Origin of the sequence: Tenacibaculum caenipelagi (assembly GCF_004363005.1) — a bacterium.
In the GTDB taxonomy this organism is placed as follows: Bacteria; Bacteroidota; Bacteroidia; order Flavobacteriales; family Flavobacteriaceae; genus Polaribacter; species Polaribacter caenipelagi.
Genome location: NZ_SNYH01000004.1, coordinates 394284 through 418671 on the forward strand (window position 1 = coordinate 394284; position 24388 = coordinate 418671).

Below are 24388 nucleotides of genomic sequence, written 5' to 3' on the forward strand. Positions count from 1 at the left end.
CTTCTGTTAAAGGTACATCATAAATAACTAGATAAGAATAATAATAACTAATATTTATTCTGCTTTTTTATAAAAAAACTTTTGACTATAACAAAATCAACAGAGCAATACCAACAAAAACCACAATCTGTGCCCATTTTAAATAGACTCCTACTTTATTGTGCTGTTTGATGTAATCGGAAATTTTTCCTGCTAAAATTGCGATTGAAGAAAAGATGATAAATGAACTTAGTATAAACAAACCTCCTAGTACATAAAACTGTATGACATTTGACAAGGTGTCAGAAAACAAAAACTGTGGAAAAAAAGCCAAAAAGAAAATCGTAACCTTCGGATTTAACACATTCATCCAAAAACCAGTTTTGTATAACTGTAAGGTTGATTTTCGCTCAACATTCTCGGTTGAAAAAGCAATTTTAGCATCACTTTTATATACTTGATATGCTAAGTATAACAAATATCCTGCTCCGAATAACTTGATAATAAAAAACAAATTCGGATTCTGTTTGATGATTTCAGAAACACCAAAAGCCACCAAAGTAGTATGAATTATACATCCTGTCATTAAACCGCCAACAGTAGCTAATCCGTATTTTTTCCCATTAACAATGCTTTGTGTTAATACAAAAATATTATCAGGACCAGGTGAAATAGCTAAAGTAGTCGTAGCGAATACAAAAGAAATGAGGGTTTCAAGCATTTTTATTTAATTACATAGAGTGAAAAAAATAGCTGAATTAAACATTTTATTCATAAATCGTAGCTCCTTTCAAAATGGTTTTGAAATTTTCCCAAGTTGGTTTATCAGCATCTATATCCATTTCCATATTATCATAAAACCCTTGAATATCTTCTGTATATGATTCCATCGCTTCAAAAAAATCTTCTAAAGTTTTGTTTCGCCAATTAGATTTATTGTCTTTCAAATCTTTTCTAAAATCCTTAAGAAAATCTATGAACTCAATTCTTGTCATTTAAGTTTTTTATGAGTTTTAACTTTCAGCTAAAATAGCTTTATTGATTCTTTTTACCAAACTAGGTCCTTCGTAAATAAATCCTGTATAAACCTGCACTAAGTCTGCACCTGCTTTTAGCTTTTCTAAAGCGTCTTTTTCAGAATGGATACCTCCTACTCCAATAATTGGGAATGCTTTGTTGGAATTGTCTGCTAAATATTGAATCACTTTCGTACTTCTCTCTTTAATAGGTTGTCCGCTTAAACCTCCATTACCTATTTCTTCCAAACGTTCCTTAGAAGCCTTTAAACCGTCTCTATTTACTGAGGTATTCGACGCTATTACTCCATCAATTTTGGTTTCTGCAACTAACTCAATAATTTCATCCAATTGTTGGTTGTTTAAATCTGGAGCTATTTTTAATAAAATAGGTTTTTGCTGCGCTTCAGCATTATTTAATTTCTGAACTTCTGTAATCAATTCCTTCAAATAATCAGCGTCTTCTAATTTTGCATGGCTAGATACATTTGGACAGCTTACATTCAGTACAAAATAATCTACATACGGATGCAATCCTTTAAAACAAGTAACATAATCTTCCGTATAATTTTCAGGAGCTGTATTGGTATTTTTACCAATGTTTCCCCCAATAATTATTTTTCCTTTGTTCTTTTTTAATTGTTCAATCGCTGCTTCCAATCCTTCATTATTAAATCCCATTCGGTTGATGATTCCTTTATCATCTTTTAAACGGAATAAACGTTTTTTAGGATTTCCTACTTGTCCTTTTGGAGTTACAGTGCCAATCTCAACAAAACCAAAACCAAAATCTGCTAACTCATTATACAACACCGCATTTTTATCAAACCCTGCTGCTAAGCCTACTGGATTTTTAAAAGTCAATCCAAATAAGTTACGCTCCAGTTTTTTATCATTAACTTGATACATTCCTCTAAAAATAGATGGCACTCCAGGTATTTTTGACAAGAACTTTACCAATGAGAATGTAAAGTGATGAATCTTTTCTGGATCAAAAAGAAAGAAGATTGGGCGAATAAGTAATTTGTACATCAGTTTATTTTGGTTTGTTTTAATTATGACCTCTCGACTGCGCTTGAGGTGACACACTTATGTTTTTTATTTAAAAATATAAAAAAAGCTCCAAAAATGGAGCTTCTGAATTATCTTAATACAGCTTCTAAATTCTTTTCGAATGTTAGCTGTAATTTTTGCATTATTTTATCTATTTGTTTGTCTTCTAACGTTTTGTTTTCATCTTGCAATACAAAACTCACCGCATACGATTTTTTTCCTTCTGGTAATTTATCACCTTCATATACGTCAAACAAATCTACTTCTTTCAATAGTTTTCTTTCCGATTGAAATGCTAAGTTGTAAACTTCTTTAAACTCAACTTTATTGTCTAATAATAATGCTAAATCGCGTTTTACTGCTGGGAACTTAGGTAAATCAGTTACTTTAATTTTCTTCTTCCCTACTAAATCTAAAATGTTTTGCCAATTTAAGTCAGCAAATAATACTTCTTGCTTAATAGAAAATTCTTTTAAAATAGCTCTCTTTGCAACACCTAATTCTACCAACTTCATTTTACCTAAACTTAATGTAACTCCTTCAGAGAATACATCTGATTTAGTTGGAGTAGTTTTTAAGTTATCAATTCCTAAACGACTTAACAATGTTGTTACAATTCCTTTTAAATAAAAGAAATCTGACGCTTGAGTTGCAACTCTCCAGCTGTCTGGTGTTCTGTTTCCTGTAACAAACAGCGTTAAATGTTTATCTTCTTGATACCCATTTTCGTATTTATGATATGTTTTACCAAACTCATAAAACTTTAAAGAGTTTTGTTTTCTATTGATGTTATAGGCTACAGATTCTAACCCACTAAATAGTAATGATTGACGCATTACTTTTAAATCGTTACTCAGCGGATTTAACATCTCTACATTATACTCTGGATTCAAACTCTCAGACAAGTCAATATAATCTGCCTTTGTTAATGAGTTTGCCATTGTTTCGTTAAAACCAAGTGATGATAACTGATCTGCTACAATATTTTCAACTTTAACTTCTTTATCATTATCAAAAGAAATAGAAGTGTTTAGCTTATGAGAGAACTCAATATTATTATAACCGTACACTCGTAAGATCTCCTCAATAATATCTGCTTCACGTTGTACATCAACACGATATGATGGAACCACCAATCCTAAACCAGCTTCAGTAACACTATTAATTTTAATATCTAATGAAGCTAAAATCTTTTTAATGGTTTCTTTAGGAATTTCTTGCCCAATTAATTTGTAAGCATTTTCGAATGATAAGAATACTTCAAAATCTTCAACCCTAACTGGATAAAAATCTAAAATATCCGAAGACATTTTTCCATTTGCATACTCTTCAATCAACAACGCTGCACGCTTTAAAGCATATTTGGTTAAATTAATGTCGATTCCTCTTTCAAAACGGAAAGATGCATCGGTATTTAACGCGTGACGTTTGGCTGTTTTACGAATAGACACAGGATTAAAATATGCACTTTCTAAGAAAATAGTGTGTGTGCTTTCAGTAACTCCAGAATTTGCTCCTCCAAAAACACCACCAATACATAACGGTTTGTTATCAGCATCACAAATCATGATATCTTCAGAAGATAATTCTCTTTCAACATCATCTAACGTAGTGAATTTTGTTCCTTCTTCTAAGGTTTTCACTACTACTTTACCTCCTCTAATTTTTGAAGCATCAAAAGCGTGTAATGGTTGTCCTAATTCATGTAATACGTAGTTTGTAATATCTACAATATTATTTTTAGGAGTTAATCCAATCGCTTTTAATTTATTTTGAATCCATTCAGGAGATTCTTTTACTTCAATATCAGTAATAGTTATACCACAATAACGAGGTACTAAATCTTTATCTTCAACTTCAATATCAATTTTATGTGTACGCTCGTCTACATGAAAATTTGATACCGATGGAGAAATCAATTCTATATTAGTTCCTTGTTGAATTAAACCAGCACGTAAATCACGAGCCACACCAAAATGACTCATAGCATCGGCACGGTTTGGTGTTAAACCAATTTCAAATACGTAGTCAGTTTCTATATTAAAAACTTCTGAACAAGGAGTACCAGGAGCTAAACTTTCATCTAACACCATAATTCCATCATGACCTTTACCTAAACCTAATTCGTCTTCAGCACAAATCATTCCATGGCTTTCTTCTCCTCTAATTTTTCCTTTTTTAATTTTAAATCCTTCACCTTTCTCATCATACAACATGGTACCAACAGTTGCTACAGGTACTTTTTGTCCTGCATCTACGTTAGGTGCTCCACAAACAATTTGTACTGGATTACCATCTCCTAAATCAACAGTTGTAACTTTTAACTTATCAGCATTTGGGTGTTTTACACAAGTTTTTACTTCTCCTACAACAACTCCTTTTAAACTTCCTTTAATACTTTCAACAGTTTCTATACCTTCTACTTCAAGACCTAAGTCTGTCAATAATTCTCCTGTTTTTTCAGCTTCCCAGTCTGTTTGTAAAAATTGTCGTAACCAATTGTATGATATCTTCATAATCAATCTCTAAATTTAGCCTGCAAATTTACGTAAAATAAAGGAAAAAATATCAACTTGTTTCCTATAGCTCTTACGAAATTGATTGTTAACATTTTGATAACATTGATTCTCTACTTTTTTTATTGATTTGTAACGCATTAACAAAATTTTAACACAAGTTCATTTACATGAAAAAATTATTACCCTTCTTGGTATTGATGACTTCGTTATCAATATTCTCACAAATTCCTTCGTATTATAACGATGTGAATTTAAATTTATCAGGCACAGCTTTGAAAAATGAGTTAGCCACAAAAATTATCAATACGCATACTACCAACTTATCATACACACCAGGTATTTGGGACGCCTTAAAGCAAACAGATTTAGCCCCAAACAATCCTACAAAAGTGTTGCTAATTTATGGATATAGTGATACTGATGGTAATTATGTAACAGATAGAACTCGAGACAAAAACGCTAATGGTGGTACTGCTGGTACACAGTGGAACAGAGAACACGTATATCCAAAATCGTTAGGAAATCCGAATTTAGGAACTTCTGGCCCTGGTGCTGACGCGCACCATTTAAGAGCTGCTGATATCTCATTTAATTCGCAAAGAAGTAGCAAAAAATTTGCTGCAGGCTCAGGAAATGCTGGCGATGTAACAGGCGGATGGTATCCTGGTGATGAATGGAAAGGAGATGTTGCTCGTATGATGATGTATATGTATTTACGTTACGGTAATCAATGTTTACCAACAGGTGTGGGTACAGGTTCTACCATGGCGTCTGATGCTAATATGCTTACCTTGTTCATTCAGTGGAACGTAGACGATCCTGTATCTGACTTTGAAAAACAACGTAACCCTATTTTAGAAAGCCTTCAAGGAAATCGTAACCCGTTTATTGACAATCCTGCTTTTGCTACTCAAATTTGGGGAGGCCCACAAGCTGAAGATTTATTTGGCGGAGGTAGTAGTTCTGATACCCAAGCTCCTTCTGCTCCAACTAACTTAGCTGCTTCAAATATTACACAAACTTCTGTTGATTTAACATGGAGTTCTTCAACAGACAATATTGGTGTTACTGGTTACGATATATATAAAGGTGCTACAAAAATTGCTACAGTAACAAGTACTTCTTACAATGTTACAGGTTTAACAGCTGCTACAAACTATACTTTTTCTATAAAAGCTAAAGATGCTGCTGGTAATAAATCTACTGCAAGTAATACCGTTTCGATAACAACTCAAACTAGTACTGGTGGTGGAAATGGAACGGCTACAGATTTATTAATTTCTGAATATGTAGAAGGTTCATCAAATAACAAAGCAATAGAAATAGCTAATTTTACAGGAGCTTCTGTAAACTTATCTGGTTATTCTTTAAAGAAAGCTTCAAATGGTGGTGGATGGACAAATACACTTACTTTAAGTGGCCAATTAGCTAATGGTAATGTATATGTAATTGCTAACAGCAGTGCTTCTAGCACAATACTTAACAAAGCAGACAGAACTGACACTGGGGTACTTTCTTTTAATGGAAACGATGCAGTTGGATTATTTAAAGGAAGTACATTAATTGATTTAATTGGTAACCCTAATAGCTCGTCTACGTTTGCTCAAGATGTAACTTTACAAAGAAAGTCTTCAGTTGCAGCTCCTAATAGCAGTTATACTACTTCTGAATGGGAAACATTAGCTAAAGATACATTTAGTGGCTTGGGAAACCACAGTATTGATGGAGGAACTTCTACTCCTGATACTACTGCTCCTTCAGCGCCTACTAATATTGCTGCTTCCAACATTACACAAACTTCTGTTAATTTAAGCTGGACTGCTTCAACCGATAATATTGGTGTTACAGGATACGAAGTTTATCAAGGAAGCTCTAAAATAGCAACCATAACTACCACAAATTATTCAGTTAGTGGACTAACAGCTGCTACAAACTATACTTTTTCTATAAAAGCAAAAGATGCTGCTAATAATATTTCTTCAGCAAGCAACACTGTAAATGTAACAACTTTAACAAATACCGTTTCTTACTGTAGCTCTAAAGGAAATAATGCAAATTATGAATGGATAGATAACGTTGTTATTGGCGGGATTTCAAATGCTACTGGTGCAAATGGCGGATATGCAGACTTTACATCTTTAACAGGAAACTTACCTTACGGAAGCAATACTATTGTAGTAAGTGCTGGATTCTCTAGTTCTTCTTATACTGAATACTGGAAAGTTTGGATTGATTTTAACAAAAACGGAACTTTCGAAAGTAGCGAGGAAGTTGTAAGTGGTTCATCTTCTAGTTCAGGAAATTTATCATATAGTTTTTCTGTACCAACCTCTGCTTTAGCGGGTGCTACAAGAATGCGTGTTTCTATGAAATGGAACGCCGCCCCATCTGCTTGTGAAACATTCTCTTATGGTGAAGTTGAAGATTACACTGTCAACATAAGCTCTAGTACCAAAGGATTAGGTAGCAATAATGTTACCATTGATGGAAAACTACAAAATGAAGCTCCTGTATTTAATGCTAGTGTTTCTCCAAACCCAACCGCTGAAACAATAAAAATTCAATTGGCAGATGATAGAAATGCTACTTTTAAAATTACAAATTTAGCTGGTCAAAAAGTTTTAAACGGAAAAGTTACACACAATAACGTAGATATTTCAAACCTACATAACGGAGTTTATATTCTTGAAGTAAATGACGGTCAAAAATCATTTACTAAAAAAATTATTAAAAAATAATTTTTCCTACAAAAACAAAAAGGCTACCAAAAATGGTAGCCTTTTTTGTTTAAATATATTGAAAAGTATTAAACTTCAATCGTCTTTTTTACTTCTTTAGATGATGAAAACACATAGGTATATAACCACATTAAGGTAAATGTCGGTACTGCATCTAACCCTGGCATTGCTTCTTCTATAAAAGCTATAACCCCTGCTATTTTACCTTTGTTTCCTTTGTACATTTTAGTCATTATATATGCCGAAGCGGGAGCCCATACAATATCTGACAGCTCTCCAATACCCGGAATTAGGTACGATACATATCCTATGGCATCAAACAACAAACTCAATATTAATTTTTGATACTTATTTTCTTTGTTCATTTACATTAAATTAATCCATAATTCACAAATCAAAATTCAAGCCAAAACATATACATTTTGTTTTGTAAATTAATATGTTTGTTCTAAAATACTAAAAAACAAATGATTTTTTTTGATTTTATCAATCTAATAGAAAAATTACAGGAAAAACAATTAGGAGGTTTACCATCTCAATTTAAACTTGCTCCAAAACTAAGAACAAGGTTTTCTGAAGAATTAATACAAAGTAGAAAACCTAAAAAAGCAGCAGTTTTAGCATTGTTTTATCCTGATAGCAACAATCAAACTCGCTTTTTACTTACCGAGAGAGCTAGTTATAATGGAGCACATTCCTCACAAATTAGTTTCCCTGGTGGTAAGTTTGATAAAATAGATAATAATTTACAAACTACTGCATTACGAGAAACCTACGAAGAGGTTGGTGTTCCTTCTGAAACGATACAGATTATAAGACAAACATCTGATGCCTACATACCCCCAAGTAATTTTTTAGTAGCTCCTTTTATAGGTATTTCTGAAGTTACTCCCTTTTTTACACCAAATGATGAAGTTGCTGGAATTATTGAAGTTTTATTAACTGATTTATTAGACGACTCAAATGTAACTTCTATAGAAATGGAAACCTCATATATGAAGAATATTGAGGTACCTTGCTTTAAATTAAACGATTACATAGTATGGGGTGCTACAGCAATGATGCTCTCTGAAATTAAAGATTTATTTAAATAGTTCTATTCTATTTTTCTTTTGTAATTTAGCATTTACACTAATAAAACCTGATTATAAAATGCCTTTATTTAAAAGGAATCCGTTTGGACATATTTTATGGATTAAAAAGTGGTTAATCCGTATTTTAGGGGTTATATCACATGGACGATATCGCCGTTTTAATGAACTACAAATAGAGGGTTCAGAGATTATACGTCAACTCCCCGAACAAAACGTACTCTTCATTTCAAATCACCAAACTTATTTTGCAGATGTTGCTGCTATGTTTCATGTTTTTAATGCAGCTTTAAAAGGTCGAGTAGATAACATTAATAATATAGGATACATTTGGAATCCTAAATTAAATGTGTACTATGTCGCTGCTGGTGAAACTATGCGTTCTGGCCTATTACCTAAAATATTTGCCTATACTGGTTCTGTATCTATTGATAGAACTTGGCGTAGTGCCGGAAAAAATGTGAATAGACAAGTAAAGTTGTCAGACATTTCTAACATTGGTAAAGCCTTAAATGATGGTTGGGTGGTTACTTTTCCTCAAGGAACAACTACTGCTTTTAAACCTATTAGAAGAGGTACTGCACATATTATTAAAACGTATAAACCTGTTGTTGTACCAATAGTAATTGATGGTTTTAGACGTTCTTTTGACAAAAAAGGATTACAAATTAAAAAACGTAATGTATTACAATCTATGGTAATTAAAGAACCATTAGAGATTGATTACGAAAACGAAACCATTGAAAATATTGTTGAAAGAATTGAATATGCGATTGAGCAACATCCTTCTTTTTTAAAGGTATTAACACCAGAACAAATTAAAGAACAAGAAGAATTAAATGAGAAACGAAAGTTTTGGAGTTAATTCAATTATAAAACTTTTAATCATATAATACTATGGCTAAAAAATCAATTCTAACTAAAAAGTCAATCGATTTTTTAGAAAAATACTTGAATAATGCGGCACCTACTGGATATGAGTGGGAAGGTCAAAAAATATGGATGGACTACCTAAAACCTTATGTTGATGAGTTCATTACAGATACTTACGGAAGTGCTGTAGGTGTGATTAACCCTGAGGCTAAATATAAAGTAGTTATAGAAGGACATGCCGATGAAATCTCTTGGTATGTAAATTACATTTCTGATGATGGATTAATCTATGTTATTCGTAACGGAGGAAGTGATCATCAAATTGCACCTAGTAAAATTGTAAACATTCATACCAAAAATGGGATTGTAAAAGGGGTTTTTGGATGGCCAGCAATTCATACACGTAACAAAGCTAAAGAAGAGGCTCCTAAGCCTGAAAACATCTTTATCGATTGTGGTTGTAATACCAAAGAAGAAGTTGAAAAATTAGGTGTGCATGTTGGTTGTGTAATCACTTATCCAGATGAATTCCATATTTTGAATGGAAATAAATTTGTTTGTCGTGCTTTGGATAATCGTATGGGGGGATTCATGATTGCTGAAGTTGCTCGTTTACTACACGAAAACAAGAAGAAATTACCTTTCGGATTATACATTACAAACTCTGTTCAAGAAGAAATTGGTTTACGCGGTGCGGAAATGATTACCCAAACCATTAAACCTAACGTAGCTATTGTTACTGACGTAACACATGACACTACAACTCCTATGATCGACAAGAAAAAAGAAGGTCATTTAGAATTAGGAAAAGGTCCTGTAGTAGCCTATGCTCCTGCAGTACAACAAAAATTACGCGATTTAATCATAGATACTGCTGAAGCAAACAAAATTCCTTTCCAACGTTCTGCATTATCTAGAGCTACTGGAACTGATACCGATGCTTTTGCTTATAGTAATGGCGGAGTAGCTTCCGCTTTAATTTCATTGCCTTTACGTTATATGCACACTACGGTTGAAATGGTTCATCGTGAAGATGTTGAAAACGTAATTAAAATGATTTACGAAAGTTTATTAAAAATTGAAGACGGAGAAAACTTCTCTTATTTCAAATAATATAAATAATCAAACGTCATTACGAACAAAGTGAAGTAATCTTACTTTAGCTAAGATTGCTAAGTGAAACTTGATCGTAATGACGTTTTTTAATTAATTTATATATGGATGAGCTTATAGACATTGTTGATGAGAATGGAAACTATACAGGGAAAACCTGTTTAAAATCTGAAGCTCACAAACACGGTTACTTCCATCCTACTGTTCATGTTTGGTTATACACTTCAAATCGACAAATCTTACTTCAAAAAAGAGCTTTAACTAAAAAAGTGTTTCCTGGTTTATGGGATATTTCGGTTGCTGGTCATATAGCTGCTGGAGAAGATGTAATAACAGGAGCTCTTAGAGAAGTAAAAGAAGAAATAGGTTTTGATATACTTACTGAAAATCTACACAAAATAGGTACACGTAAACACATGGTAAATCACTCTAACGGAATTATAGATAATGAGTTTCATCATGTATTTATTGCTGAATTAACTGTTCCAATTGAAACACTAAAGGTTCAAGAAGAGGAAGTTGCTGAATTAAAATTGTTTGATTTAGAAACTATCTTACATACTAAAGATTACAAAAACCTTTTACTTCCTCAATATCAAGATTATTACTGTTTTGTCTATGATAAGATTCTAAATAATTTTTAGTATATTATAGAGCCTAATTTCATTGCAAATGGAAAAGCTACTATTATTCTGTTTATTTTTTTGCATACTACAATCATGTGTTTCTAAACAATATCTGAAAAAACATGGTTTTTCAGATGATATTAAAAGCATAAGAGAAGAAGTATATATCGTTGAAAACAATCAAAAAAAAATACTTCAAACCAAAACCCTAAAATTTACTAAAAACGGACGCGTAAAAACATCAAAAACTCTTGATAGTCTTGGTAATCTCATAGAAAAAACCGAAAAGCGTCTTTGGTTTGAAAAACGTTCTTATCCTAACAAACTTCCTTATTATTGTAAAACTCGTTGGAAACCAAAACAACGAGAACGAATTAGCTGTTATACTCAAAAACAGTATAAACAAAATGAAATCATTGTACATTATACCCAAAATGACATGATTGATAAAATAGTAGATAATTTTTCCACTTCCTACACACATCAATATCAATATACAAATAGTGAACTTACCAAAATAGTTGTTACAGATAAAGACAACAATCTTGTAGATATAATCAAAGTTGAATGTATCTCTAAAGACAGCAAAGGAAATTGCCTTGAGCAGAAGAAGAAATACTCATCTTCAGGTACCATATGGATTACATCTTTTACATTCACTTATAAATAATATTTAAAACTTAAAATAAGATGAAAAAAAATTAAACTTAAATAGCTATATTTAAGACAAATAATCATCTTATATGTTAACCAAACAAGAAAAATCTGCGTTAAGAAATAGGTTGTTTCGTCACTTAGACGGAATTGTGACTTGTCCAACAGCATATATCTTACACGAAAAAGGAATCACTAACTACTTATTAAAGAAAAAATCTGCTAGTTTAAATGAAATTACTTCCGAGTTTAATGCTAATGACGGTTATTTAAACGTAGCTTTAAGAACATTATGTTCTCAAGGCTGGTTAACACAACATGTAGACAATACACATAACATTGTTCAGTTCAAAATCAACGAAGCTTCTGCTATAGCATTTTCTTATTTTCCTATTTATAAAGAAGCTTTTTCTTTATTAAAGTTCTCTGAAAATTACAGTGTTAGAAAGTTTGAAATTGAACCTTTTGAAAAGCTGGAAAGCTTGTATCAAAATTTCACAAATAATTTCGGAATAGAGCCTCCATCAACTTTCAAAGAAAAAGAAATTTTAACACAAATTCTTACGCATATTGAAGGAATTATCGTTGGTCCAACTACGGTCTTATTAGGAATGAGTGGTATGTTTCATAAATACTTTATGCAAACTAAATTTAGCGCAGATGAATTTCATAAAGATGCTGAAAACTTTGGGCGATTGTTAGACCTATTAACTCGTTTAAGATGGTTTACCAAAACAAACGACTCGTATGAGTTTACTGATGAAGGCTTGTTTTTTGCTCGTAGAGCTAGTGCTTATGGAGTTACTGTATCCTACATTCCAACTCTTAGAAAATTAGATAAACTTGTTTTCGGAAATCCTGATATTTTTAGAACTTCCGATATTGGAAACGACGAGATTCATGTAGACAGGGAAATGAATGTTTGGGGAAGTGGCGGCGCACATTCTACCTATTTTAAAGTGATTGATGAAATTATCATCAACCTATTTAACAAACCTATCAACGAGCAACCTAAAGGTATTTTAGATGTTGGCTGTGGTAACGGTGCGTTTTTAAAACATTTATTTAATGTGATTGAAAACCAAACCAAAAGAGGTACTATGTTGGAAGATTATCCACTTTTATTAATAGGTGTCGATTATAACGAAGCTGCATTAAAAATTACTCGAAAAAACTTAGTACAAGCAGATATTTGGGCAAAAGTGATTTGGGGAGATATTGGAAATCCGAAAGCATTATCAGAAGATTTGCAAGATAAATATGGAATCAATCTTTCAGATTTATTGAATGTCCGCACCTTTTTAGATCATAACAGAATTTGGCAAGAGCCTACTCCTACCAATAATTTGGCTATTACAAGCTCAACAGGAGCTTATGCATACAGAGGAAAACGTTTGAATAATAATTTGGTAGTAGAGTCTTTAAAACAACATTTTACCAAGTGGAAACCGTATATCAGTAAATTTGGTTTATTACTAATCGAATTGCATACGTCAAAACCAGAATTAGTTGCTAAAAACATAGGAAAAACAGCTGCTACAGCCTATGATGCTACGCATGGTTATTCTGATCAATACATTATTGAGCTGGATGAATACATGAATGCTATGGAATCTGTTGGTTTACTACCTGATAAGAACACCTTTAAAAAGTTTCCTAATTCTGAGTTAGCAACAGTTTCTATCAATCTTTTTAAATAGTAAAATAGAGCCATTTTATTCTAAACTCTCTCGAAACAACACATAGATAATTAAGTGTTAAAAATTAATAAACTATTAACAAACACAAAACACTTCTTTCTTTTACTTCGCTTTACCTTCGCGTAAAAAAGCTATGCCTCAACTTATTTTACTTTAACCATTAATAGTAACCTTGCTTTTAATAGCTATACTTATTTTAAGTTTTAAAAATAGGTAGGTAATAGCCTTTTATTTTCCTTTTAACTTCTCTCTTAAGTTCTTCACTTTTTATTAAAAGATTGATTGCAGAAAAATAATTACAAATACAAAAAATTTAAAACATGAAATTAAGAGAAATCTTTATTATTATTCTTAGCCTAGTCCTTATTATTTCTTGCTCTAGTAATGATGACACTCCAAATTCGGGAGGCGATGATGGTGGTACTACACCTCCTAACGAATCTGTAAAAATTACAAAAATGAATTCTTTTACAGAGTTTCCTCTAAAATCAATAGATTTCGAAAATGAAAAAACCGGGTATATTGTTGCTTCAAAAATAAGCAATAGTATAACTGCTTCTGAAGTTTTTAAAACCCTAGATGGAGGAAAAACGTGGGAACGAGTATTTAATAGCTCATTCTATATAGAAAAGATTAAAGTTCTAAAACCTAATCTAATAGTAGCTTTAGGTTTAAGTGGCGAAATTGTTATTTCAAAAGATTCGGGTAAAACTTGGAACACCAATACCGTTTTAACTAAAAAAGGAATTATCTTAAAAGATCTTACATATAATATTCATGATGAAATTTACATCGTTGGATATAAAGAAGCTATCAAAAAAGGAGTTATTTTCTTATCTTGGAATGAAGGAGAATTATGGAATGAATACATAGGAAACGATGAATTTCAAAAAATGATGGAAAATAACATGCTTAGTAGTGTAGACTATATTAAAGAAACTGGTTATATGGCTATTGGTGGTGGTTTGAATGATAAGGGAACTCTTGTAACACAATACAAAAGTAAATATGAGCTAATGGAAACCAAACAAAATATACGTTATGAAGATATTGCTTGTAAAGATGGGATAGTTATGGCTATTGGTAGCAATGGCATTGTAAATGCAGAAAATGAACGAGGTGGAATTTATGGTACTTATTCATCATACGATTGGCAAACTTTTGATTATAATAACAATAACCGTTTAACAGCTGTAGCATTAGGTACCGGAAGATCGAAAAATATAATAGTTGTTGGTCGTAATAAATCAAATAATTTAGCAGACGGTGAATTTATGACTTTTTCAAAAGACTATGGTGATCATTGGAAACGTATTAACCATGAATTTGTTACTGCCGCTTGGAATGATGTTGAGGCACTAAACGAAAACACTTTCATGGCCATTGGTTATAAAGGTTTACTAGTTAAAATAGTAATTGAATAGTTAGAAATATTTTACGTATAAAACAAAAGAAGCTAGGTTTAAACCTAGCTTCTTTTGTTTTTTGTTTGACACAATTTTATTTTTCGTTAATCACCGTATTCTCTTTTACAGATAATAAATTAGCAAACAACTTATAAGCTCCAGAAACTCCTGCTGTGAGTTCTCTAAAGAAGCTTAATCCTGTATATATATAGTTTCCTTTACCATATTTAGCGATTAGCAAACTTCCTTTTTTAGCTGTTTCTCCTTTATCATGCATAGATAATATTGGAGTGTACTCTTTACTCCATTTGTTCGGAAAATATAGTCCGCGTTCTTGTACCCATCCATCAAAATCAGCTTCGGTAATTTTATTCGGATAATTTAAAATAGAATGATCTTTGGCTAACATAGTTACTTCAGAATACTCATCAGTTACTCTATCACGTGATAATTGCAACTCATATGGTGCTTGTATATCTACTCCCCTATTTGTGTTGTATTGTATTATTAAATTTCCTCCATTTTTAACATAGTCCAATAAATACTTCTGCTTAAACTGTAACTCTTTATTAGTATTATAGGCACGAATTCCAACAACTACCGCATCAAATTGAGCTAAATTACCATTAATTTCATTCACATTCAATTCAGTTACTTCATAACCAATTTGCTGTAAACTTTCCGGAACTGCGTCTCCTGAACCTTGAATGTACCCTATTTGTCTTCCGTTCTTTTCTATATTTAAACGAACCACTTTGGCTTGAGAAGGTAACAATACCGATTGCTTTGGAATATGATCATAATTAATTTCTATCAATTCTTTATCATAGTCTTTTCCTCCAACTATGGCTTTTACTTTAAGTAATCCTTCTGATTCTTTTTCAGTTGGAATTACGGTAAAATCTACAAATTGAATATCCCCTTTTTGTGCTATTGAAAAATCTGCTTCTTTCGGAAACACCTTCCACCCCTTTGGGGCTTGTAAACTTATTTTTCCAGCTGTATTAACATCACCAGCTCTTACTTCTACACTTATTTTTCTTGGTTCAGAAGTAGCAAAAATCAACACCTTATCGTTCAATTTTGTGGTTACTTTTGGTAATATTTCAAAAGGCTCATAGATTTCTCCTTTATCGCGTTTTGAATACCTATAAACTACTGGTTTTACAAAAGAAATAGATTGATTTTCAATCATCAAATTAAATTGAACTTGAATTGGTCTTGGAGTTTCAGGTTTTCCTCTTAATTTCTGATTCTCTACAGTATACATCCCCATGCTCCAAGGCTTCTGTAACCAATAAGGCGATGAAAATGATATTTCAGGTATAGAAATTGTTTCTTTAAACGTTTTCTTTTCGTTATTAGCTAAATCTATATCTTTTTCTATTTTTTTATGCTCTGGAAGTATTTCTATAGAAGATAATTCCATTAGCAATTCACTTCTATTTAAGACTTCAAAATCGATTTTTATGGTACTGTTTGGCGTTGCACTAGAGCTTACAGCTGAAGCTTCTAAATACAATCCTGCACAGGCTTCAATGATCTCCTTTAATTCTTTAGTCTTAATCGATTTCCAATACTCATCTTTTAATTTTTGAACCTTTTGGTATGCATTTAGTAATGCAGGAAGGTGTTTTGACGGATTAACAAAATCGAAATTTTGCTCTACATCATATAAAATATCTCCAATCTCTCCCCCCCCTTCTACTCTATTCCAAGTGGTATTGATTCCTGAAAAAATGTCTTTTTTATCCTTTGGGAATTCTCCTTTCAAAAATTCAACATACTCAGTTTGACTTCCTCTAGAGGTCAATCTTCCAAAACCTTGACATAAGTGTTGACTACTAGCAATAGCTGCTACTTCATTATTAGATAATCCTTTCAAAGGATAATAAGTACCTATATCAAAGTTTAACATCTTGCTTTTATCTGCTTTTGCAAACTTTTCTTCACTTCCGTAAAACCACCACGAAGTATTAAAAAACAATCTGTTAGGCTGCCATGAACTTGTATATTGTAACTGCTCTGGATATTTTGTTTTATCTCCAGCTAAATCGAAAGCTTCAACACTTAACATTGCTGAAGATGTATGATGCCCATGTGTAGTTCCTGGAGTTCTGTGGTTAAAACGATTGATAATTACATCTGGTTTAAAAGTACGAATTGCCCAAACTACGTCAGCAAGCACTTTATCTTTATCCCAAATTTCTAAAGTTTCATCTGGATGTTTAGAATAACCAAAATCATTAGCTCTCGAAAAACGTTGCTCTCCTCCATCAACTCCTCTCGCTGCTAACAATTCTTGGGTACGGATAACTCCCAACAATTCACGCATTTCAGGACCTATCAAGTTTTGACCACCGTCTCCTCGTGTTAATGATAAATAACCTGTCCTTGCTTTTTCATGATTTGATAAATAAGCTATTAATCGTGTATTTTCATCATCAGGATGTGCTGCTATATACAAAGCTGAACCTAAAAAGTTTAACTTTTGTATTTTCTCATAAATCTGATTTGAGTTTAATTTTTGTGGCTTTTGAGCGTTTATTGTTAGTGAAATCAATAAAAAGGAAAGATAAAACAGTACTTTTTTGTGCATTTTTAATAGTTTGAGTAATACACAAATGTAACTTTTTTAACTAGAGTATAAACTACATTAACAAAACGCTAACACTTCTATAACAGAAAGTAGATTGTTTAGTAATTAAAAAAACTGGTTTATTATTTCTAATCTAAAAAATACTCGTCTTTAAAACCTATCAAATACAATTTTTCTTGTGCACGAGTAACTGCAGTGTATAACCAGCGTAAATATTCAACCGAAGCTCCATCTGGTAAATAAGGTTGTTCAATAAACACTGTTTTCCATTGTCCCCCTTGAGATTTATGACAAGTCATAGCATATGAAAACTTAACCTGTAGTGCATTGAAATACTTATTTTTCTTAACTCCCATAAATTGCTTGTACTTTGATTTTTCCTGAGCGAAATCTTCTTTTACAGCTTCATATAATCGATTAGACTCTTCATAAGTTAATGATGGACTTTCACTTGCGAGTGTATCTAACAATAATACAGTTTCAAAAGGTTTCATATCAGGATAATCAATCATACGAACTTCAACTTCTGCAAACTTAAATCCGTATAATTCTTTAATAACATTGATACGCATTACCTCACAAATATCTCCATTTGCAATAAAACCAGCAGACGAAGAATCTTTTAACCAATAATAGTTGTTCTTGACAACCATTACATAGTCTCCTGTTGATATTTCATTTTCTTGTCCACGAATTTTGGTTCGTATCTGTTGGTTGTATTGATTAGCTCGTTTGTTTGAACGTACAATAATAGCGGTATCTTCTACTCCTATTTCTCCATCATATGCCATTGTTATGGCATCTTGAATATCATAACCATCTTGCAAACGAATAATATCAGGATAATTTAAATCAAACTGAAAATGTGTTGACTCATTTTGAATTAACAGACGTAAATCGGTAGCATTAGCCAAAATTCCAGAACCTTCCTCTTGTCGCACGACTTCGTCTAATTCTATTTCGGTAACTTCCTTATTAAACTCGAAAGATAACTTATCGGCTTCTAAAGCAGGACTCATCGTTAATTTTACGGGTGGTAACTGTGCAGTATCACCTATAAATATAATTTTACAATTTTTCCCTGAGTACACATAAGAGATTAAATCATCCAATAACGAACCATTTTCAAACAATTTCGCGTTTTGTTTTTCATCAGAAATCATTGAAGCTTCATCAACAATAAAAAGTGTATCGGTATGCTTATTAGGCTGCATTACAAAACTTACCCCTCCATTGCCTTGCTTTTTGGGAAAATATATTTTTTTATGAATGGTAAACGCTTGTCTGTTAGAATATCCTGAAATCACCTTAGCTGCACGACCTGTTGGAGCCAGTAAAACTGCTTTTTGTCCTATTTTCCATAAATTATGAACCACAGTACTTATAATGGTAGTTTTACCAGTTCCTGCGTATCCTTTTAACAAAAAAAGAGCACGATTATCATCAGAAAAAATAAAATGAGTTAAGATATCTAGTAACTCACTTTGCTTTTGTGTAGGCGCATATGGGAACTTTTGTAGTATTTCTTTATAGAATTTTGGGGCAGTTTGTATCATATTTTAAATAATGTTCAAAGATAAATCTATTTATAAATAATATTTTCATCATTGAAAAAAAATTGTAGATTTGCGAATATCATACATTAAAAATTAAAAAAATGAATTTATTATTAATGATTTTGGCAGCTGTGGTAGTTGCATTTCTTTTAGCAATGTTTGTTGTTAAGTTTGTACCCCTAAAAATGAGATGGTTAGTTTCGTTAGCTCTATTAGCAGCCTCTATCTTTTTGGCAATTAAAATTTATGATGGTATTATGGAGCCAATTAATTTTAATAAAGACAAGAAAGTACGATATGCTAAAGTTATTAAAAACTTAAAATTAATTCGTGATGCCGAAGTAAAATATAAAGAGGTTTATGGAAACTTTACTAGTAATAAAGACTCATTAATTAGCTTTGTTGAAAACGGAAAATTAGCTTTAACAGAGACTAAAAACGTTGAAGAGAAAGTAGACAAAGGTGGTGGTATTTTTGTTACTGTTTCTAAAAAAGTAATTGACACTATTGGATACGAACCAGTATTAAGATATTTCGAAGGAAAAAACTATAAAGATATGTTTAGCGTACCTGGTACTGAAGAACATTTTGAATTAGCTATTGGTAGAGTTGAAAAAGTAGCAGGTTTAGAAGTTCCTGTTTTTGAAGCTAAAGTATCTAAAAAACCAATTTTAAAAGGAATGAATCCTTCTTTAATTAAAGCAGAATTAGAAGCAATTGAATCAGATCAAATTAAAGGTGAATTTGTTTCTGTTGGTTCGTTAACTGAAGTAACTACAGGTGGTAACTGGCCTCCTTATTACGATAAAGGTGAAGCTATTGCAAAAGAAGAGTAAAAAAACTAGCGCTATTGCGCAACATAAAAGTCTATCCATCCAATTTAGTTTGGATGGATTTTCTTTTTGTATCTCTAACTCAAAAACTAAAGAAGTAATTCTTTTTACTGAATATACTTTTTCTTCTTCTATTGCTTCTCCTGAGTTACTACTGGAAGAAATTATTCGTGTTTTTGATACAGATAAAGACTTACAGCAAGACTTTACATCTGTTTTTGCTATTCATCAAAACAATTTGGCAACACTTGTTCCCAATAAACTTTTTGATAGAAATAGTTTAGCTTCTTATTTAAAATATACAGTTAAAACATTAAAAACAGATTTTATTACATATGATTTACATGATATAATAGCTGCAAACACTGTTTATATACCCTATGTAAATATTAATAACTATTTGTTTCAAAACTTTGGAGAGTTTGAATACAAGCATCATTCAACTGTATTAATAAATAAGTTACTTATATACTCTAAAGAAAATTCTGAAAATCAATTTTTTGTACATGTATCATCTAATTACATAGATATTGTTGTTTGCAAAGAAGGAAACCTTATTTTTTACAATTCGTTTCCTTACACGACAAAAGAAGATTTCATCTATTACATTCTTTTTACCGCGGAACAATTGCAGATGGATCCGAATACTTTCCAATTAACCTTTATTGGAGATATTGAAAAAGAATCTGATTTATATTCAATAACCTACACTTATGTTCGAAATATTCATTTTATGAATCCTGTAAATAGTTTCTTTACTGATGATGAAGAATTTTCGAATCATTCAAACTTTATACTTATAGCCTAATGCGAATTATTTCTGGAAAACATAAAAGTAAAAGAATTACAGCCCCTAAAAACTTACCTGTTCGACCTACAACCGATATGGCTAAAGAGTCATTATTTAACATCTTAAACAACTTGTACTATTTTGAAAATATCTCGGTATTAGATTTGTTTTCAGGAACGGGAAATATTAGTTACGAATTCGCCTCAAGAGGTACTGAAACTATTTATGCTGTTGATGCTCATTTTGCCTGCATTAAATTCATCAATCAAACTGCTAAAGATTTGGGAATGGAGATTAATAGTTATAAAAGTGATGTATATAAATTTTTAGAAAAAACTCCTTTAAAAACTGATGTGATTTTTGCTGATCCTCCCTATGATTTTGAGGAAGCTCAGTTTTTAAAAATCGCTGATTTAATATTTGAACGCAAATTATTAAATGATGATGGTGTTTTAATTATAGAGCACTCTAAACATACTAATTTAACAAATCATCCTAAGTTTAGTTATGAAAAACGTTACGGAGGTAACGTATTTAGTTTTTTTGAAGATCTTAACGATGATGTAGAGAAATAAGAAATAATTATTATAAATAAAAAAGGGAACCAATTTGGTTCCCTTTTTTATTTACTATTAAGAATACATCTTTTCTCTCAATTCTTTTACTTTAGGATCATCTAAATAATCATCAAATGTTGAATATTTATCAATAACTCCTTTTGGCGTAATTTCAATAATTCTGTTAGCTACAGTTTGAGCAAACTCGTGGTCATGTGTAGTAAACAAAACTGTCCCTTTAAAGTTAATTAAAGAGTTATTTAATGCCTGAATAGACTCTAAGTCTAAGTGGTTTGTAGGCTCATCTAACATTAAAATATTAGCTCTAGTCATCATCATACGAGATAACATACAACGTACTTTCTCTCCTCCTGATAACACATTACTTTTCTTTAATGCTTCCTCACCTGAGAAAATCATTTTTCCTAAGAACCCTCTTAAGAACACCTCTTCTCTCTCCTCTTCTGTTTGAGCATATTGACGTAACCAATCTACCAAATTCAATTCTCCGTTCTGAAAAAACGATGAATTGTCAGCAGGTAAATACGATTGCGTAGTTGTTACACCCCAACTATATTTTCCTGAATCTGCCTCCTCATTACCAGAAATTACCTGATAAAAAGCCGTAGTTGCTTTCGCATTTTTTGAAATAATAGCTACTTTATCACCTCTATTTAAGTTTATATCTACATTCGAGAATAATAACTCTCCTTCTGCATCAGTTTTAGATAGCCCCTCTATATTTAAAATTTGATCACCAGCTTCTCTATCTCTTTCAAAAATAATAGCAGGATAACGACGAGAAGAAGGCTTAATTTCGTCTACATTTAACTTCTCTATCATTTTCTTACGAGAAGTTGCTTGTTTTGATTTGGCAACATTCGCTGAAAAACGACGGATAAACTCTTCTAATTCTTTCTTTTTATCTTCTGCCTTTTTATTCTGCTGTGCTCTTTGTTTGGCTGCTAATTGTGATGATTCATACCAGAATGTATAATTACCTGAGAAATGATTAATTTTTCCAAAATCAATATCAGATATATGTGTACATACAGCATCTAAAAAGTGACGGTCGTGAGATACAACGATAACTGTGTTATCATAGTTAGCTAAGAAGTTTTCTAACCACGCAATAGTTTCAAAGTCTAAATCGTTCGTAGGCTCATCCATAATTAACACATCAGGATTACCAAACAACGCTTGTGCTAACAGTACACGTACTTTTTTCTTCGGATCTAAATCTGCTAATAATGTATAATGATCTTCTTCTTTAATTCCTAAGTTCGATAATAAACTTGCAGCAGAAGCATCAGCATTCCACCCATCCATTTCTTCAAATCGAACCTGTAACTCCCCTATTTTCTCAGCATTTTCATCAGTATAATCAGCATATAAAGCATCAATTTCTGATTTAATTTCATGCAGTTCTTTGTTCCCCATTAACACTGCCTCTAATACTGTGTACTCATCAAAAGCATAGTGATCTTGTGTTAATACAGACATTCTTTTTCCTGGTTCTAAGTGAACGCTTCCTGAGGTTGGATCTTGTTTTCCTGATAAAATCTTTAAAAAAGTAGATTTCCCAGCTCCATTTGCTCCAATAATTCCGTAGCAATTTCCTTGTGTAAACTTGGTATTTACTTCATCAAACAAAATACGTTTCCCAAACTGAACTGATAAATTAGAAACTGATAACATGTATATTTTTTTTAATTCCGTGCAAAAGTATAAAAACTAAAGGGTTTAAAAGAATTTGCAAAGAAAATTTTAACACCTTACATTTGGCCTTTTTAATTCTTTTAACAACGAATTAACAGCCTTATAATAAAGAGTTCTCTATTTTTGAACATTGTTATTTAGGATAATTAAAGGCATGGTTAAGTATTTTATTCCTCTCATATTGATTGTTTTTATTGGATGCAAAGAGTCCAATACTCCAAAATCTACTTATTTTGGAGGGAAAATCATCAATCCTAAATGTAATTTTGTTACCCTTTCTGATAGCTACAATTTTAACGACACAATTCCTTTAGAAAAAAACAATACCTTTCTAGGTCACTATGATAATTTAAAAGAAGGATTGTATGTATTTGAACACGGACCAGAACATCAATACGTGTATATACAGCCTTCTGATAGCATTTTAATTAGATTAAATACGTGGGATTTTGATGAATCGTTAGTTTTTAGTGGTAATAATGCTGAAAGAAATAATCTTTTAATTGAATCTTTCTTACAATATGAACAAGATGAAAAAAACATAGCCAAATATTTTCACTTACCTCAAAATAAGTTTGTTCATAAAATCGATTCTTTACAAAATATCAAAAAGGAAATATTTAATAGATATAAAGAGAATAATGATGATGCATCTGAAAAATTTCTTTCTATTTTAGATATTGCACTACAATATCCTTTATATACAAACTTAGAAAAGTATGCCATAAAAAATGCTACACAAGACGAACCTGAAGTGTTAGCTGATTCGTACTATGATTATCGTAAAAAAGCTCATATAGATAAAGATTCTTTAATGTTTTTTGGAGCTTACTATAGGTTTGTTATTGAGAAAATTTATAACGACGTATATCAAAAAAACTGCCTAAATAAGTCTGATAATTTTACAGTAGATTTATTTCACTCTATTGATAAAAATATCGCTTCTGAAGAAATCAAAAATAAGATGTTGTACAATGCAGTTATCAGTCATTTTTTCAAAGAGCCTAATCACAAAAAGAAAGATGAAACCTTCTTTACTTTTTTTAAGTTAAACACAAATAACAAACAAAAAAAAGCTGTACAACGTATAATTAATGATTTAAAACTATTAAATACTGGAGAAAAACTTCCTTCTTTTAATTTAATAGCTTCTGATGGTGAATTTGTTGATGTTCAAAACATTTCTAAAGGAAAAAACACCGTTATTTTATTCAAAAATTACAAATATGCTTCTGACGATTGGGTTTCTTCACGATTTAACTTTTTAGTTAAAAACAATCCTGATGTCAATTTTATCTTAGTAAACTTGTGTGACTCTTCAAAGAGGTACACAAAAAATGTTGATATAAAATACCAATACACTCTTCCTAAAGGAAGTTCTACTTGTAATTATTCTTCTAGCAAGTTTTCTCGTTTGGTTTTAGTTGATAAAGGCGGTATTATCCGAAATGGATATACTAGTCTTTCTGCTTTAAATATCAATCAGGAAATCAATAACTTACAAAAAAACAAATAGTCTGCTGTTATTCATTTTATTTAGCGTACTTTTGCACCGTCCAAAAAAAA

Annotated in this window: 20 protein-coding genes; 12 read left to right on the forward strand and 8 right to left on the reverse strand. The window is 31.6% G+C overall.

The features are described from left to right. Nucleotides 1–85 precede the first annotated feature (85 nt). The 4 genes from DFQ07_RS10705 to pheT form a co-directional block, all read right to left on the reverse strand. Nucleotides 86–700 carry a LysE family translocator gene (locus DFQ07_RS10705; protein WP_133536661.1) on the reverse strand — a complete coding sequence of 205 codons (615 nt, stop codon included), beginning with the start codon at nucleotides 698–700 and terminating at the stop codon, nucleotides 86–88. 46 nt (nucleotides 701–746) lie between these two features. Next, nucleotides 747–974, reverse strand: coding sequence for a DUF7660 family protein (locus tag DFQ07_RS10710; RefSeq protein ID WP_133536663.1), 228 nt, complete (start codon nucleotides 972–974; stop codon nucleotides 747–749). 18 nt (nucleotides 975–992) lie between these two features. Next, the gene (locus DFQ07_RS10715; protein WP_133536665.1) at nucleotides 993–2027 is read right to left on the reverse strand and encodes a quinone-dependent dihydroorotate dehydrogenase; all 1035 of its coding nucleotides are present in this window, start codon (nucleotides 2025–2027) and stop codon (nucleotides 993–995) included. Between the two features lie 110 nt (nucleotides 2028–2137). Beyond that, the gene (gene pheT / locus DFQ07_RS10720) at nucleotides 2138–4564 is read right to left on the reverse strand and encodes a phenylalanine--tRNA ligase subunit beta (protein ID WP_133536667.1); all 2427 of its coding nucleotides are present in this window, start codon (nucleotides 4562–4564) and stop codon (nucleotides 2138–2140) included. Nucleotides 4565–4734: 170 nt separating this feature from the next. Between pheT and DFQ07_RS10725 the strand changes: the two genes are divergently transcribed. Beyond that, a complete protein-coding gene (locus DFQ07_RS10725; protein ID WP_133536669.1) occupies nucleotides 4735–7305 on the forward strand; it encodes an endonuclease in 2571 nt (856 codons plus the stop codon). A gap of 68 nt (nucleotides 7306–7373) precedes the next feature. Here the strand turns inward: DFQ07_RS10725 and DFQ07_RS10730 are convergent, their stop codons facing one another. Next, nucleotides 7374–7670, reverse strand: coding sequence for a hypothetical protein (locus DFQ07_RS10730; protein WP_133536671.1), 297 nt, complete (start codon nucleotides 7668–7670; stop codon nucleotides 7374–7376). 102 nt (nucleotides 7671–7772) lie between these two features. On the opposite strand from DFQ07_RS10730, the gene DFQ07_RS10735 reads away from it, so the two are divergent. The 7 genes from DFQ07_RS10735 (at nucleotide 7773) to DFQ07_RS10765 (ending at nucleotide 14786) form a co-directional block, all read left to right on the forward strand. Then, nucleotides 7773–8399 carry an NUDIX hydrolase gene (locus DFQ07_RS10735; protein WP_133536673.1) on the forward strand — a complete coding sequence of 209 codons (627 nt, stop codon included), beginning with the start codon at nucleotides 7773–7775 and terminating at the stop codon, nucleotides 8397–8399. A gap of 58 nt (nucleotides 8400–8457) precedes the next feature. Further along, the gene (locus DFQ07_RS10740; RefSeq protein ID WP_133536675.1) at nucleotides 8458–9261 is read left to right on the forward strand and encodes a lysophospholipid acyltransferase family protein; all 804 of its coding nucleotides are present in this window, start codon (nucleotides 8458–8460) and stop codon (nucleotides 9259–9261) included. A gap of 32 nt (nucleotides 9262–9293) precedes the next feature. Beyond that, nucleotides 9294–10382 carry a M42 family metallopeptidase gene (locus DFQ07_RS10745; RefSeq protein WP_133536677.1) on the forward strand — a complete coding sequence of 363 codons (1089 nt, stop codon included), beginning with the start codon at nucleotides 9294–9296 and terminating at the stop codon, nucleotides 10380–10382. A gap of 104 nt (nucleotides 10383–10486) precedes the next feature. Continuing rightward, a complete protein-coding gene (locus DFQ07_RS10750) occupies nucleotides 10487–11026 on the forward strand; it encodes an NUDIX hydrolase (protein ID WP_133536679.1) in 540 nt (179 codons plus the stop codon). Nucleotides 11027–11054: 28 nt separating this feature from the next. After that, on the forward strand, nucleotides 11055–11678 hold the full coding sequence (locus DFQ07_RS10755; RefSeq protein WP_133536681.1) for a hypothetical protein: 624 nt from the start codon (nucleotides 11055–11057) through the stop codon (nucleotides 11676–11678). 73 nt (nucleotides 11679–11751) lie between these two features. Continuing rightward, nucleotides 11752–13362 carry a class I SAM-dependent methyltransferase gene (locus DFQ07_RS10760; protein WP_133536683.1) on the forward strand — a complete coding sequence of 537 codons (1611 nt, stop codon included), beginning with the start codon at nucleotides 11752–11754 and terminating at the stop codon, nucleotides 13360–13362. Between the two features lie 320 nt (nucleotides 13363–13682). Further along, nucleotides 13683–14786 carry a WD40/YVTN/BNR-like repeat-containing protein gene (locus DFQ07_RS10765; protein ID WP_133536685.1) on the forward strand — a complete coding sequence of 368 codons (1104 nt, stop codon included), beginning with the start codon at nucleotides 13683–13685 and terminating at the stop codon, nucleotides 14784–14786. A gap of 76 nt (nucleotides 14787–14862) precedes the next feature. Here DFQ07_RS10765 and DFQ07_RS10770 read toward each other — a convergent pair whose 3' ends face one another. Next, a complete protein-coding gene (locus DFQ07_RS10770; RefSeq protein WP_133536687.1) occupies nucleotides 14863–17367 on the reverse strand; it encodes a PIG-L family deacetylase in 2505 nt (834 codons plus the stop codon). Nucleotides 17368–17495: 128 nt separating this feature from the next. Further along, nucleotides 17496–18923 carry an ATP-dependent DNA helicase gene (locus tag DFQ07_RS10775; protein ID WP_133536689.1) on the reverse strand — a complete coding sequence of 476 codons (1428 nt, stop codon included), beginning with the start codon at nucleotides 18921–18923 and terminating at the stop codon, nucleotides 17496–17498. A 101-nt stretch (nucleotides 18924–19024) separates the two neighbouring features. Here DFQ07_RS10775 and DFQ07_RS10780 point away from each other — a divergent pair, with 101 nt between their 5' ends. From DFQ07_RS10780 to DFQ07_RS10790, 3 genes are read left to right on the forward strand one after another with little or no spacing between them, the layout of a single operon-like run. After that, nucleotides 19025–19759 carry a hypothetical protein gene (locus DFQ07_RS10780; RefSeq protein WP_133536691.1) on the forward strand — a complete coding sequence of 245 codons (735 nt, stop codon included), beginning with the start codon at nucleotides 19025–19027 and terminating at the stop codon, nucleotides 19757–19759. Next, nucleotides 19734–20564: a DUF3822 family protein gene (locus tag DFQ07_RS10785; protein ID WP_243743962.1), complete on the forward strand. Its 831-nt coding sequence runs from the start codon at nucleotides 19734–19736 to the stop codon at nucleotides 20562–20564. Before DFQ07_RS10780 ends, DFQ07_RS10785 begins: the two co-directional genes overlap by 26 nt. Then, on the forward strand, nucleotides 20564–21121 hold the full coding sequence (locus DFQ07_RS10790) for an RsmD family RNA methyltransferase (protein WP_133536693.1): 558 nt from the start codon (nucleotides 20564–20566) through the stop codon (nucleotides 21119–21121). The genes DFQ07_RS10785 and DFQ07_RS10790 overlap by 1 nt, the downstream gene beginning before the upstream one ends. Before the next feature lie 57 nt (nucleotides 21122–21178). On the opposite strand, the gene DFQ07_RS10795 is transcribed toward DFQ07_RS10790, so the two are convergent. Continuing rightward, entirely contained in the window at nucleotides 21179–22801 is a 1623-nt protein-coding gene (locus tag DFQ07_RS10795; protein ID WP_133536695.1) for an ABC-F family ATP-binding cassette domain-containing protein, read from the reverse strand. Nucleotides 22802–22976: 175 nt separating this feature from the next. Between DFQ07_RS10795 and DFQ07_RS10800 the strand changes: the two genes are divergently transcribed. After that, the gene (locus tag DFQ07_RS10800; protein WP_133536697.1) at nucleotides 22977–24338 is read left to right on the forward strand and encodes a hypothetical protein; all 1362 of its coding nucleotides are present in this window, start codon (nucleotides 22977–22979) and stop codon (nucleotides 24336–24338) included. Nucleotides 24339–24388 lie beyond the last annotated feature (50 nt).

Coding starts and splice junctions, on each gene's coding strand:
- DFQ07_RS10705 (WP_133536661.1), bottom strand. CDS start 700: ATGCTTGAAACCCTCATTTCTTTTGTATTCGCTACGACTACTTTAGCT.
- DFQ07_RS10710 (WP_133536663.1), bottom strand. CDS start 974: ATGACAAGAATTGAGTTCATAGATTTTCTTAAGGATTTTAGAAAAGAT.
- DFQ07_RS10715 (WP_133536665.1), bottom strand. CDS start 2,027: ATGTACAAATTACTTATTCGCCCAATCTTCTTTCTTTTTGATCCAGAA.
- pheT (WP_133536667.1), bottom strand. CDS start 4,564: ATGAAGATATCATACAATTGGTTACGACAATTTTTACAAACAGACTGG.
- DFQ07_RS10725 (WP_133536669.1), top strand. CDS start 4,735: ATGAAAAAATTATTACCCTTCTTGGTATTGATGACTTCGTTATCAATA.
- DFQ07_RS10730 (WP_133536671.1), bottom strand. CDS start 7,670: ATGAACAAAGAAAATAAGTATCAAAAATTAATATTGAGTTTGTTGTTT.
- DFQ07_RS10735 (WP_133536673.1), top strand. CDS start 7,773: ATGATTTTTTTTGATTTTATCAATCTAATAGAAAAATTACAGGAAAAA.
- DFQ07_RS10740 (WP_133536675.1), top strand. CDS start 8,458: ATGCCTTTATTTAAAAGGAATCCGTTTGGACATATTTTATGGATTAAA.
- DFQ07_RS10745 (WP_133536677.1), top strand. CDS start 9,294: ATGGCTAAAAAATCAATTCTAACTAAAAAGTCAATCGATTTTTTAGAA.
- DFQ07_RS10750 (WP_133536679.1), top strand. CDS start 10,487: ATGGATGAGCTTATAGACATTGTTGATGAGAATGGAAACTATACAGGG.
- DFQ07_RS10755 (WP_133536681.1), top strand. CDS start 11,055: ATGGAAAAGCTACTATTATTCTGTTTATTTTTTTGCATACTACAATCA.
- DFQ07_RS10760 (WP_133536683.1), top strand. CDS start 11,752: ATGTTAACCAAACAAGAAAAATCTGCGTTAAGAAATAGGTTGTTTCGT.
- DFQ07_RS10765 (WP_133536685.1), top strand. CDS start 13,683: ATGAAATTAAGAGAAATCTTTATTATTATTCTTAGCCTAGTCCTTATT.
- DFQ07_RS10770 (WP_133536687.1), bottom strand. CDS start 17,367: ATGCACAAAAAAGTACTGTTTTATCTTTCCTTTTTATTGATTTCACTA.
- DFQ07_RS10775 (WP_133536689.1), bottom strand. CDS start 18,923: ATGATACAAACTGCCCCAAAATTCTATAAAGAAATACTACAAAAGTTC.
- DFQ07_RS10780 (WP_133536691.1), top strand. CDS start 19,025: ATGAATTTATTATTAATGATTTTGGCAGCTGTGGTAGTTGCATTTCTT.
- DFQ07_RS10790 (WP_133536693.1), top strand. CDS start 20,564: ATGCGAATTATTTCTGGAAAACATAAAAGTAAAAGAATTACAGCCCCT.
- DFQ07_RS10795 (WP_133536695.1), bottom strand. CDS start 22,801: ATGTTATCAGTTTCTAATTTATCAGTTCAGTTTGGGAAACGTATTTTG.
- DFQ07_RS10800 (WP_133536697.1), top strand. CDS start 22,977: ATGGTTAAGTATTTTATTCCTCTCATATTGATTGTTTTTATTGGATGC.